Origin of the sequence: Bradyrhizobium sp. 23, assembly GCF_023073295.1 — a bacterium.
Lineage (GTDB): Bacteria > Pseudomonadota > Alphaproteobacteria > Rhizobiales > Xanthobacteraceae > Bradyrhizobium > Bradyrhizobium canariense_D.
This window is the reverse complement of sequence record NZ_JADPJF010000044.1, coordinates 1-12669: the sequence shown is the minus strand read 5'-3', so window position 1 is coordinate 12669 and position 12669 is coordinate 1. Positions and strand designations below refer to the sequence as shown.

Below are 12669 nucleotides of genomic sequence, written 5' to 3'. Positions count from 1 at the left end.
GTTTGTCTCATCTGCTCCCACGCGCTGCCGTCCCTGGCATATCTACGCCGAGACCCTCCAATGAGCGGATCGGCCGCGGCAATTCTATCGGAACGGTATCGGCTGCCCGTGCGGAGGTCGCCCGCCGGGAGAATACTTCGCTGAAGCTCAATGCGATGATCAGGAGCCCTGATGCTGGACCGTAGTTCAGGACGGTGATGGTAAACAGGTTGACCACGAAGAGCAGCGTCAGCTTGTAGACGTCGGTCGCTCCGAAGTTGGCGCGGAACACCATCACCATGAATGCGACGAACGGAAGCCCGAACATCAGGTATGTTCCGATGTAGAAGTTGTCGACCGGTACCCAGTACGCCGCGAGCGGCGAGAAAAGCTTCTGCGGATAGTTGAAGCAACCCGCGCCGCAGCCGGTTACCAGACCGATCGGCATCAGCTGGCTCATGTAGACGAACGGCAGCTGCCAGCTGTTATTGATGCGGTCGAGAATGCTGAACAAGGTCGAGTGCGGCACTGCTGCGGTGCCCGATGCGACCACGATCATGAAGAACGGAACGAGGATCGCAGCGAACGACCACAACGCGATCGCGCGGATCGCGGGGAAACGCGACTTCTCCGGCAGCATTCGCACGATCACCAGCAGCACCAGGTACAGCACGAGAACGATCATGGTCGTCTTGCTGGTGGTCAGACGAATGACGTAAACCGCCAGGGAGCCGTACAAAAGGCACCACAGCGTGCTCTTGCGGATCGACGTGATCGCAAACGACACGAGGATGAAGAATGCGGCCATGGTATTGTCGGCGGCAAAGCCCATCAGGCGCTGATCGTCACCGCCATAGGCCCACCATAGCCGGCCCGCCTCACGCACGGCGCCAAAGGATTCATATTTGTAGCCGACCCAGGGCATGAGGTAGAACTTGGTCAACAACACGCCGATGACGGAGAGATAGAAGGTCACGGCGATGATCGACAGCAGCTTTCGGTAGGAACCCAGGCTCGAATCGCAGAAACAGAATCCGACAAACACCGGCAGCATCATCTTGAAAGCCGAGATCGCGGCGGTCGCAGTGCCCATCATGAAGTAGCCGAGCACCAGCGACAGCATGATCTGCGCGAACACCAGGAGCGCCAGGGTGCTGCGATTGCCCAAAATGCAATGCACGAAGAACTGGGCCAGACACAGCAGCGCGACGCCGTCGGGCAGGTACCAGAGCGTGTCCAGATGAAAGATGCTGGTGTAGTAGCGGATCACGCCGCCGAAGGCGTCTCGGACCAGATAAACCCCGAGCGCGATCGCCTCGATGTTGAGGCTGACCAGCGTGATCTGCGGGCGCTGCAGCGCAAGGGCCGTCATGCTCGCCTCAATTCGTCAGCCGCGCCGATGCCGCCGGAGATGGCGAAAAATCGGGCCGGCTTCCAAGGGCATTCCGAAGCAGCTTACCGCCAAGACTCTCGATGTAGAGATAGCTGAAGTTCGAAACTACCAGTACAGCGGCCAGGGAGATCACGAGATTCAGCGTCGCCGGCAGCCCCGTCCAGATCGAATCGAGCGCCGCGATCGGCCGTGGCCCAAGTGCCCGCACGAAGTACTCCGCGAAGAGCACCACGAGCGCATGCACCATATAGATGGAGTAGGATCTGCGCCCCAGCCACACCAGCGGCCGCGCCACCAGAATCTTCGGCACCAGCAACGCATCCGGAAACGCCAGCAGCGTGCCAAGGAAGGCTGCGAAAACAAGCGGCGCCAGGAAGGTGGTCGCCGGATTGGTCTCTGCGAGGCTGACCAGGACGATACTGGCAATCATGGCGATCAACTGCAGCCCTCCCTGCACGGCAGGGCTCGGCTTGCCTGGCAGCCGACGAACGATCCTGACGGTCAAGACACCGAGGAAGAAGCTCACAAAGCAGCGAAGAATGCCGAAATCGGTCTGGAGTCCCAGACTCCTCTTGTCGAGCACGAAGACGATCACGACAAGACTTGCGACCGCGACGAGCCCGGAGACGGCGTAGAACCACGACAGCGAACGCATGCGCTGGGCCAGCAGGACGATCAGGCCGAACACCAGGTAGGTGTAGAATTCGACACTTATGCTCCAGCTCGGAGCGTTCCAGCTGAGATAGTCGATCAGTCCCACCGAATGCAGGAGAAAGACGTTGAGCAGGAAGGAATAGGTATTGTTCACCTCAAAGGCGGTCGGCGCGGCAACCACGACGCCTGCGGCGACCAAGCCGATACGCAGGAGGCGGAACAGCAGGTTTGCGATCAGCATGACGATGTGAAGCGGATAGACCCGCGCCAAACGCCGCACCACGAATTCGCGCAGCGAGAAGCGTCCGAAGTCGCCCTCGACGTAGCTCAACGACATCACGATGCCACTGAGAACGAAGAACAAGTCGACCAATAGCCACGCGCTTCTGAAGAACGAGCAATTGATCCACGCATTGTGTGGGAATGCCGCGAGAAAGGTCGGCATCAGCAGGAGATGGTGGATCACCACAGATGTCGCGGCGATACCCCGGATGCTGTCGAGCGGCAGGACATGCGCTTTCTCACGATGAACCAACTCCGTCACATCGACATTCCGTAGCTGTTGCACCGCAGCAGTCTGTATCAGGTCTTTGCGTGCTTTCAATCATCACGATCGGGGATTCGCGTATGACGCATGACGACCGGCGATAAATTCAACGCTCTCTGTCATTCGAACATGCGCGCGACAACTTTGCGCCATTTTTGCTGATCGAGGAGCATCGGGACGAACGAACTGACTCGCCGGGGCATGGTCGCGAGCATTTGCGAACAAAGTATGCGCGAAACCCGGCGGTGTTGCGATTTAGCCTGTACAGAAGATGTTTCTTGATCCAGGCGCTATCCACGCGCTGCTCGCTGGAAAATTTTCGTGTGTCAATTTCGCGACAAGATTTTTTGCGACCGCCTCATAAATCTTCAAACTGCAAAAATCGCAGGCGCCATTGTGCCGATCTCGCAGGCATTGCAAATCGTACTTGCACAACCGACGAAAGGTAAAGCACCTGATGTAGCAATCGATGGCAAGCGCGACCGAATGAAACCCGCTTTTGCATCGCACAAAAATTGACACAGTTGGCTGCCACTCTTCGCGTGTACTGGTTTGCAGCAACGACGAAGGGACACGGATGAGCTGCGAAGTGACGCGTCGTACGAAGCCGAGATGGCAACCCATCATCTTGACGGGATTTGCTCTGATCGCATCGGGCGTCGGTCCGACCCGCGCTCAATGCGTCGGATTCTCGGACCGCGCCTCACAAACCGAACTCGACGCCTTCGTGAAGGCGCCGTCTTCGCTTCTGGAACGGCTACGCAACGACAAAGAGAAGCTGAGGGCTCGCCTTTCTTCATATATCGCGACCAATCCATCGGTGTTGCCGTCGGTGCAGACGCTCATTTCCGAATCGGCTTCCCCCGACCGCTCGACCATCGGCGCGGCGCTGCGGCTCGCAGAAGCGCTGTGCACGTCAACGAAACCGGACGCTGCGCGCAAGATTAGGGATTTCACGCAGCGAGTCGGTGACCTCGCCGTGCAGGCGGGCTATTCCGCGGCGGGAGAAGATGGCTCCAGCGCCCACTTGCAGCCGAGAGACAACAAGCCGACGCAGCCTCGGGGCGGAGCGCTGTTGGAAGGCGAATGGAAGACCAAACTGGCCAATCCATTCAAACCTGTTCCCCTCCCGAATTGATCCTGACCATTAAGGCAGCGAATTTCAGATGTATCAGCCTAGAGAACACTTCCAATCGGGACACCGGTTTGGCATCGAGTTTGGCGGCGCGGTCCTCAGCTTTGACCGTGTCACTGATGTCCTTCGTCGGCAATGGCCGCTGATCGCTGCGGCAGTTGGCGCGTCGCTGGCTCTGGTCATCGTCTATCTGGTTCTGGCAAAGCCGATGTATACGGCAAACGCCCGTATCATGATGGACACCCGGCAAACCCAGGTTCTGGACAAGGACAGCGGGACCAACAGCGCTCTGATCGACACTGGCTATGTCGACAGCCAGGTCGAAGTCATCAATTCTGACGATCTTATCCTGTCAATCGTTCGCCGCCTGCGGCTCACCGAGGATCCGGAATTCAACGGATCCAATCCAGGACTTCTCGCCGTCGTTACCGGCAAGATCATGTCAGTGTTCGAATCCGGCGAACCGCCTACACAGGAGCGGATCGAACATGCCGTGGTCGAATCGATTCAAAAGAGTCTGAGGGTTGAGCGCGTCCTGACCACATACGTCTTGTCGCTCAATTATCGCGCACACAGCCCGGACAAGGCAGTCAAGATCGTAAATGCGATCGCCGATGCCTACATCGTGGGTGCACTGGAAGCAAAATACCAGTCCACTAAACGGGCGACCGAATGGCTCCAGCAGCGGAGCGTCGAGCTCAGCGAGCAGGCGACGGCCAGCGACCGCGCGGTGCAAACCTTCAAGGCAGAGCACAATATCGTCGGAACCAGCCGCGGCCTCATGTCCGAGCAGCAATTGTCGGACTTGAATACACAGCTGGTTCAGGCGCGGGCGGCCACGGCCGAAGCCAAGGCGCGCCTCGATCGGATCGAAGCGATTTCCGACCAAGACCTCGCCCAACCCACCGTGACGGACGCCCTTAACAACTCGGTCATTACGCGCCTGCGCGCCCAGTACCTCGATTTACAGGCCCAATATGCCGATTGGTCAAGGCGTTACGGCAAGACCCATCTTGCAGCGGTCAATTTGGCCAACAAGATGGAGGAACTGCGCAAGAATATCGCCGATGAGCTTCATCGGATTGGCGACGCTTATCGCAGCGACTACGAGATCGCAAAAAGCCGAGAGGCTTCTCTCGATAAGAACGTGAAAGAGCTGGTCGCCCAGGCGGGTCACACCGGCCAGGCAGAAGTCAAGCTGCGCGATCTCGAAAGCGCGGCCGACACCTATCGCAATCTCTACAACAACTTCCTGGAGAAGCTGCAAAGCGCCACCCAAAATCAGAGCTTCCCGCTCAGCGAGGCACGCCTGATCAGCACCGCGACCAAGCCTGATCGCAAAAGCTCGCCGCGGACGGTTTTGGCCCTGGTGGGAGGCTTGGTCGGCGGCCTCTGCCTCGGCTTCGGCGCCGCCTTTGCGCGCGAGCTCCTCAACGACGTCTTGCGGACCCCCGGAGAGGTCGAGGACGAACTCGGCGTGAAGTGTCTTGGCGTTCTCCCAGATATTCGCCCGCCGACAAAGACGCGCGCGTTGCTTTCGGCATCCGCGAAAGCCGACGAAGCGGGACTATCCCGCTATGTCGTCGATCATCCGTTCTCGCGGTTTGCGGAAACGTTGCGCAACATCAAGGTCTCAATCGACGTTGCGCGCATGACCCGAGAGATCAAGGTCATCGGCATTGTATCGTCGCTGCCAAAGGAAGGAAAAACGACAGTCGCGGCCAATTTCGCTCAGTTGATTGCCATGACAGGTCACCGCACCATCCTCATCGACGGCGACCTGCATACGCGCTCACTCACACGGGAACTCGCGCCGAACGCCAACAGCGGACTGGTCGAGGCCCTCAGTGATCCCACGGGCTTCAGCTATCACGTGCAACGAAGCAAGGAGACCGGTCTCGATTTCCTGCCGTCCATCGTTGCTTCGCGCATGGTCAATTCGGCCGACGTCATCGCATCGAGGCCAATGGCCGACCTGCTCGCGATGCTCCGGGAACACTACGAATATATCATTATCGATCTTGCGCCTGTGATGCCGGTGGCGGACTCAAAAGCGTTCAGCGTCCTCATCGATGCAATGGTCTATGTGATCGAATGGGGAGCAACCACGCGAGCTGCGCTTCAAGAATCAATTTCGGGGTCGGAGATCCTTCAGAAGAAGCTGCTGGGTGCTGTCCTCAATCGCGCCAACCCGAAGATGCTTGGACGCATCGAGGCGTATAAGGGTAAGCACCGCAACAGCTATTACGTCGAACATTCCTAGAGCGAGGGGCGCAGCAAGCCGCACAGTCCGCGGCTGCGCCCCTAGCGCAGGCCCCGACCTGCTGACGGCCGCCGCGGAGCCTTCCGAAGAGACTGCAGGGACCCACTTTTCGGTCCCATCGTCTGCAGGAGCCGACCGAAACGGGCCGTCGGAAATTCGCAGCCGTGGGGCGGGACGCCAGGCGGGGCGAAGATGCGTCAGCGGGGCTCTATTTGAGTTCCGGGGCCGCGACGACGTCGGAACCAACCGGCCAAGTGACCCCATCGTCGGGCTCCGATACGCGCCCAATCCCCGTATTCATCCGGAATCCACAAATGCCGATCTCTGCCATAGCCCAAGGCATGGATTGACGACGGCGATCCGGACGAAAGATAGTAGATAGTGACGTGTTGCCTGCACAAACCTGCCCCCGGCACGAAGGGCTGTTGATCGTGACCGCAACCTGGACTGCCGAATCTTTGAGCACCTTTCCTTCCGAGGTTCAGGGGGCTAACGTGCGCTCATACTCTTCGCATTTTTTCGGCAGGTTCGGATGGTGATTGCTCTTATTGTCCTGAGCATCTGGGTGTTGCTCAATATTCTTTTCGTGTTGATCGTGGTTCCCCCGCGTAAGGCCCGCCGGGGATCCCGACCGCTGGCGACCACTCTCGCGCCTGCCCCGCTCGATCCGAATCGCCGAGAGCTCGAGCATGACGAGCCTTTTTCGCTTCGTCACGTCGTTGCCTCAGTCGCCATGGGAGCGTTCTTCGTCCTTGTGCCGCCAATGCTTGCGCTGCGGGACGCCGTCCTTCGTCTCTTCAAGAAGACCCCCGGCAACGGAAGCTGACGGCCGATAAGTGCCGCCGCCACCTAGGCGGCTCCTACTAATAGGCTTCCTGGAACAGGACCGTCGAGGCCGTACGCGCCATGATCTTCAGATCCAGCCAGATACTCCAATTGCTGACGTACCAGACGTCATATTCCACCCTTTTTTCCATCAAGTCGATCGTCGGGGTTTCTCCCCGGAAGCCGTTGACCTGAGCCCAGCCTGTCAGGCCCGGCTTCATGTGGTGGCGGTAGACGTATTTGCTGATGAGTTCATCGTAGTAATTGTCATGGGCGAGCGCATGCGGGCGCGGCCCGACCAGGGACATGTCGCCGCGCAAGACATTCCAAAGCTGCGGCAACTCGTCGATGCTTGTCATGCGAAGGAAACGCCCGATCTTGGTGACCCGAGCATCCCGTTTGGTGGCCTGGGTAATCGTCTGGCCGTCCTCGCAGACCGTCATGGTCCGAAATTTCCATATCTCGAACGGCTTGCCGTTGAACCCTCGGCGCGACTGGCGGAAGATGGCAGCTCCCGGCGATCCGAGCTTGATCAGAACGGCGACTGTCAGCAGCAGCGGTGCAAGTATGACGAGCGCCAACAAGGCCACCCCTACATCAAGACAGCGCTTTTGGAAACGCTCGAAAACACTGAGCGGCGGCCGCTGAATCTCGACCGCTACGGTCCCGCTGACTGGCAGGAATGGGCGCGACACGAGGTCGGCGATTGAATCATCCGGCAGAAGGCGTACCGGTTGGGGCACCGCGCGCAGGAAGGGCCCGATCTTTCGGAGCATCGGCAATTCGTTCCAATCGATCGCTAGAAGATATTCATCGACGTCCGCCTGGCGCGATTGCCGAATGACATCGCGAATCTGTCGCTCCCAATGGCCGTCGCCGCTGTCGATCCCAAGCACGAAATGACGCATGACGTCGAAACCGTTTCTGCGCAAATCCTTGAAGCGGCTTGAGGTGAAATCGAGCGGCTTCAGGCTCAACAGGATCACCTTGCGATCGACCAAGCGGCTTCTGGCATAGTTTGTCGCGAGTACGAACTGCCAGACAAAGCGCAGACTGATCAATCCGGCGCCTCCGATTGCAGCAAAAATGATCACTGTGCCGCGAGACAGATTGTCCGTGGATTTGAGCAGAAATGCCGCCATAGCGAGGATCGTCAGCGACGCCAACCAGATGAAGACGGCCTTGCGCAGCTGCCAGACCAGATTCAGCAAGCGGTGCGTGGCGTAGACGTCCTGGGAATATGCGACCGCGACGAACACAACGCCGACAATCAATCCTGCCCCCATCGACGCGCCGTCGCCAGTGGAGGCAAGCGCAACATTGTAGAGCGCCGCCCCTGCACCATAACTGAGCAGGATCAGCAGCAGGTCGGCAGCGATGATGACGATCTGAAAAGGCCGCTGAAGAGCCGTGCCGCGCGTTGACGACAGTGCACCAGCGCCTTCAGAACCATAAGTTGCAACAGCCATTCGAACCTCTGCTATCGAGAATGCTTGACGCTGATCCGTGATGCTGAAGATCCGTCACTTCCCCGAACGCAAACTGTGAAGTGATCACAGCGATATTGTGGCGCTGCACGCGAAACTTTTGCGATGCATGAATGCATCGCGTTTTGTTGAGAGGTCATGGGCGCGGAAGACCTACGTCACAGTGCTGACACACGATCGAAACTCGCTGCCCTATTTTGAATCAGGTTCCGCGTCGAATTCGCTGGGGCGCCTGCGTGAAGCGATAGCAGCTCATCTTTGATGCGCCTGTTGCCCACATTGAGTGACTCCGCAACCGATGTGATTCGATTAGTAGAAGTCCGATGAATTACGATCTAGAGCTGTATCCGCCCAGCTGTCTTCAGCGAGGCAGGCATCTTCCCGCTGCCGGGCGCGATGCAGCCCACGGCAGAGTTGCCTGATTTGCTCAGCGCGCGCCGACAAGCTAAGCAAGCGAATACCCTCCTTTCCTTCGGCGCAATCGGGCTGTCTGAGAGGCGACACCCTTCAATAAGGTCCGGCCGCGGACCGACTTGGCGAAACTGTCCCCACCACCTCACCGAGTGTGCGCGCCATGACATCTTTTGCCCAATCACACCCGCCGATTCATAGGCCGCAACTGCCGGATGGCGTCCGAATTTACGCGATCTCGGATATTCATGGCTGCTCGCATTTGCTGCAGCCCATGCTGCGGGTCATCGACGCCGACTTGGCCCACAGTCGGCCACGCTATGCGATCGAGGTGTTCATGGGCGACTATGTCGATCGCGGCCCGGACACGCGCGCCACGCTTGACCTCTTGGTCGAACGAAGCCGGCGGGGAAACTCGATTTTTCTCAAGGGAAACCACGAGGCATTTTTAGTGAGGGTTTTCGAAGACCCTTCGTTGTTTGAAGATTGGCTTCGCATCGGTGGCGCCCAGACACTCATGTCCTATGGACTCGCGCCGCCAGACCTGAAGCGCGACGACCCAGCGTCGATCATGCGCGATTTGATCCGCGCAATGCCGGGTGAGCATCTGGAGTTCCTGGACGAACTACGGCTTAGCTTTACCTGTGGAGATTTTTTCTTCGTCCACGCCGGCGTTCGCCCGGGTGTCCCCTTGGCCGAGCAAAGCGAAAGCGACCTGCTTTGGATTCGCGAAGAGTTCCTTCAGAGTGAGGAGCAGTTCGGCAAATATATCGTTCATGGTCACACGCCGGTGCGCACCGCCGAAGTTCTGGCAAACCGGGTCAACATCGATACGGGCGCCTACGCGACGGGCAATCTAACTCTCATGAGCATACAAGGCAGCCGGATGCTCGCGGTATGACTGCCCAGGATATGACTAGCCTGGGAATGTCTCCCGATTCGTCGGGAAGATTGTTCCTGAAGCCAATGGAATGCCTCGGCGGTCACGAGCTAAGAGCATCACCTAGTTGAGCACGAGTGGCATTTCCCCTCCAGCCCGCGTGTCGGCCATCCAGTTGCGCCAGGCCCGCTCATGCTTGGCGTAGAGCTCCAGCCATCGTTGTCCCGGCTTGTTCTGATCGAAGCGAAGGCCAGGGCCGAGGGGCGCGTCGGGCTTGTCCAACGTCTCGAACTCGATGGTTTCCGCGATCGTCAAACCGAAAAGGACACGCTGTCCTGTACCGTCCACGATGTACCGTCGCGGTGCGTCCCTCATCGGCTGGGTCATGTTCTGTGTCGCCTATGGTCGTGAGAACAAAGGTGTCGCTCGCACGCTGGACGAGGCCTAAAAGGCACGTCGGACGCGCCCGAATGCCGAGCTGGGAGTCGATCGGGCTGTTCTGCGCGAGGTACCGGAGGGTTCGTTCGTCGTCGTTCGTTGCGACCGCCGGGGACGCAGCGCATAGACCGACATGACGCCGGCGCAGAAGATCAAGGCGAAGACAAATGCAGAAGCCATAGGAGTCGTCCCTGAATAGTGCAGTGCTCGTCAAGAGTGAGCAGTGTGTCGACATCATGATTCCTGATGATCTTGGTGGCTCTCCTGCTGCCAAAAGATTGCCCACGCGTGATCGTGTCCTGAGCAGCAGCATCTGAGTTGTCTGATAGCGCGATCTTTTGGCCGGACGCACCGACACGGATGGTCACCTTCAAATCTGTTCTGTCCCGTCCAGGTGGATTCGCGCACCTGAAGAGCTGGATTTCGCAGCCATTCTATGGAACGATGCGCTTGCAACCTTTTAGAGGCCGTCGCATTATTTCTCGCCCATTTCGAGAGGGATTGATCCAATGAACTTCCGCACCCTTGCTCCATCCATTGCTCTTTCTGTTCTTGGCCTTGCTTTGATAACGACCGCAGCTTCAGCCGCGGAGCTCGCGCTTGCTCCTGCGCATCATCGGTCGGCCCACCTCCGAACCGGTTACGTGTTTTGGGATGATGTCTACCCGCCTGCGATCTATGGCCCCAACCTTCGCTCTGTCGAGGAAGTCGCCGCGCTCAAGGCGGAGGCCCGGCCTGTGTCGCAACGCTGGTGGGGGTATTGGTACGCTCGGTGAACGGCATAGCGTTTAGCGACCAGCCGCGTTCACCCATGAATCGCCGCAACACCGGGCAGCCGGTGGCGGCGATTTTGTTTGAGCTTGCCTGGCCGATCCAACCATGATCACCGCATGGGCGGCAGCATGAGGCCCAAAACAGCGGCGGCAAGCCTATGTTTTATCGCGGGATACTGGCTGCAAGCGCATGCTGCGGCCGCAGGTGAATGCGCCTTGCGGCCCGAGCGCTTCGTACTGCTTTCCGACACCGTGTATTGGGTTGTTTCAATCCCAGCCGGCACGGAATGCCTGCAAGGCCTGCGCGGCAGAACTCAGCTTCTGGATGAAGTTAAACTGGCAGAGGCGCCCAGTGCCGGTCATGTGACGATCGTCGGCCCGTCATTTCGCTACCAAGCCCCCTCACGTCCAGGGACTGACCGGTTTCGAATTGCGGTGTCAGGCGAAAACCGCAGGCAGCGCGGATCCTCGATCATCGCTGTGGAAGTGACCGTCAGATAGGGCCGTGCCGACTGGCGAGGAAGCGGAGCCGGAGCGCTGTCGCTGCACTGGACGGCTCGATGGAGAAATTGAGGCAGCCCCAGCCCGTGCCGCCTAAACTCAGTTCCGTCGCGGAAGGATCCTCACGGAAGGCTGCTGCCGATTGCCGGCAAGCTTTCGAGGTCCCGTCGGGAACGCTGCTACTTCGCCTGCGCACCCCGGTCCCAGGGCCGCTTGCCATCCGCGCCCCTGTCCCACGGCCGCGCGGTCGGGGCGTCCTTCTCCTGCGTGGCGGCCTGCGCACGATCGGCCTGAACCCGTTCGCGATCGGTCAATGGGGCCTTCGGGGCTAGCGGTTCGGGCTGCGCCAAGGCCGGCGTCGCGATGAGCAGCATCGCCAAAATCAATTTTTTCATCCCCGGCCTTAACACACTGGCCGCAGGCTGTCCGATCTATTCGGAGCCATAGCTCGAAGGAAAAGGCCCACAACGGTGGGCCTTTCGGTGAGAGCTGATGAATAGATCGCCCTATTTCTGATCTTCGTTGCTGGTGCCTGATCCGGGGCTTCCGATCGGCAAACCATTAGCTGAATGACCAACCCCGGAGTTACGCTCGGCTTGCGCGGCGGCCGGCGTCTTTCCGTTCGCGGTTGGGGGTTGGACGTTCGGATTGTTCTGGCTGGGGTTGGGGCTGCTCGTGTTCACGTTAGCGCCGGTGGTGGTGCCTTGAGTCCCTATGCCGGAAGGAGCCGAGGGGCCCGAGGTCGCGCTGCTCGACGAGGTGCCTGTCCCAGCACCAGAGCTTGCCGCCGAACACGCGCCGCCGCCGGCTCCCCCACCCGAGCCGCCACCGTCGCCTTGGGCGAACGCTGTCGACGAGAATGCTATGCAGGCAAGGACAACGAACAGAGGTTTGCGGATCATGGATGCGTCTCCCTGCGCTTGAACAGCAATCACGACAGACGCAGGAAGATCCTTCGCTGCCGCGGTCCGAATTCCCTGCGAACAGGGAATTTTACAGGGAAAGCGCGCCTGCGGTGAGGCCGCTATCCCATGAAAATGCGAACATTTGCCTCGAAATTCAGTGCATCCGGGGCGCGATCCGCCAAATCCGAACAGGGAATTTATCGCTAGCGAACAGGGAATTTGCGTGCATACGGCTGGACGAAACAGGCGATGTGCGGGCTACGGATCCGTGCCGCATGCCGTGGCGCGAATAGCGCAAGCATCGCCTGTGGATCACCGCCAGTGCAGGGGCGGCGTCTGCGCACGGCGAGGAATCCCGAACAGTCGCCGAATTTAACTGGCAGCAGGGCCCTAGCCTAGCACTACTTTGGCAGATTGTTGATTTTGCCGCGATTTATAGGATTCCCGAATCAATTGTTCAATGATTCATGGGTGGTCG

General features: G+C 59.1%; 11 protein-coding genes. 6 read left to right on the top strand and 5 right to left on the bottom strand.

The annotated features are described in order from the left end of the window. Window positions 1-7: 7 nt before the first annotated feature. Complete coding sequence (locus IVB32_RS12540; protein ID WP_204513785.1) at window positions 8-1351, bottom strand: hypothetical protein; 1344 nt, start codon at window positions 1349-1351, stop codon at window positions 8-10. Between the two features lie 7 nt (window positions 1352-1358). Next, window positions 1359-2570 carry an acyltransferase gene (locus IVB32_RS12535; RefSeq protein ID WP_247371318.1) on the bottom strand — a complete coding sequence of 404 codons (1212 nt, stop codon included), beginning with the start codon at window positions 2568-2570 and terminating at the stop codon, window positions 1359-1361. 324 nt (window positions 2571-2894) lie between these two features. On the opposite strand from IVB32_RS12535, the gene IVB32_RS12530 reads away from it, so the two are divergent. The 4 genes from IVB32_RS12530 to IVB32_RS12515 all read left to right on the top strand — a co-directional run bounded on the left by IVB32_RS12530 (window position 2895) and on the right by IVB32_RS12515 (window position 6797). Then, window positions 2895-3092, top strand: a complete 198-nt coding sequence (locus IVB32_RS12530; RefSeq protein WP_247371321.1) for a hypothetical protein — start codon at window positions 2895-2897, stop codon at window positions 3090-3092. A gap of 58 nt (window positions 3093-3150) precedes the next feature. Continuing rightward, on the top strand, window positions 3151-3711 hold the full coding sequence (locus IVB32_RS12525; protein WP_247371325.1) for a hypothetical protein: 561 nt from the start codon (window positions 3151-3153) through the stop codon (window positions 3709-3711). 28 nt (window positions 3712-3739) lie between these two features. Further along, window positions 3740-5971: an AAA family ATPase gene (locus tag IVB32_RS12520; RefSeq protein ID WP_018458860.1), complete on the top strand. Its 2232-nt coding sequence runs from the start codon at window positions 3740-3742 to the stop codon at window positions 5969-5971. A 532-nt stretch (window positions 5972-6503) separates the two neighbouring features. After that, window positions 6504-6797 carry a hypothetical protein gene (locus IVB32_RS12515; RefSeq protein WP_018458861.1) on the top strand — a complete coding sequence of 98 codons (294 nt, stop codon included), beginning with the start codon at window positions 6504-6506 and terminating at the stop codon, window positions 6795-6797. A 37-nt stretch (window positions 6798-6834) separates the two neighbouring features. On the opposite strand, the gene IVB32_RS12510 is transcribed toward IVB32_RS12515, so the two are convergent. Beyond that, window positions 6835-8265, bottom strand: a complete 1431-nt coding sequence (locus IVB32_RS12510) for an undecaprenyl-phosphate glucose phosphotransferase (protein ID WP_018458862.1) — start codon at window positions 8263-8265, stop codon at window positions 6835-6837. A gap of 592 nt (window positions 8266-8857) precedes the next feature. On the opposite strand from IVB32_RS12510, the gene IVB32_RS12505 reads away from it, so the two are divergent. Beyond that, window positions 8858-9595 carry a metallophosphoesterase family protein gene (locus IVB32_RS12505; protein WP_026233678.1) on the top strand — a complete coding sequence of 246 codons (738 nt, stop codon included), beginning with the start codon at window positions 8858-8860 and terminating at the stop codon, window positions 9593-9595. 102 nt (window positions 9596-9697) lie between these two features. Here IVB32_RS12505 and IVB32_RS12500 read toward each other — a convergent pair whose 3' ends face one another. Next, entirely contained in the window at window positions 9698-9961 is a 264-nt protein-coding gene (locus tag IVB32_RS12500) for a hypothetical protein (protein ID WP_018458864.1), read from the bottom strand. A gap of 941 nt (window positions 9962-10902) precedes the next feature. Here IVB32_RS12500 and IVB32_RS12495 point away from each other — a divergent pair. Continuing rightward, window positions 10903-11286 carry a hypothetical protein gene (locus IVB32_RS12495; protein ID WP_143274130.1) on the top strand — a complete coding sequence of 128 codons (384 nt, stop codon included), beginning with the start codon at window positions 10903-10905 and terminating at the stop codon, window positions 11284-11286. 179 nt (window positions 11287-11465) lie between these two features. Here IVB32_RS12495 and IVB32_RS12490 read toward each other — a convergent pair whose 3' ends face one another. After that, complete coding sequence (locus tag IVB32_RS12490; RefSeq protein ID WP_018458866.1) at window positions 11466-11681, bottom strand: hypothetical protein; 216 nt, start codon at window positions 11679-11681, stop codon at window positions 11466-11468. Between the last annotated feature and the right edge of the window lie 988 nt (window positions 11682-12669).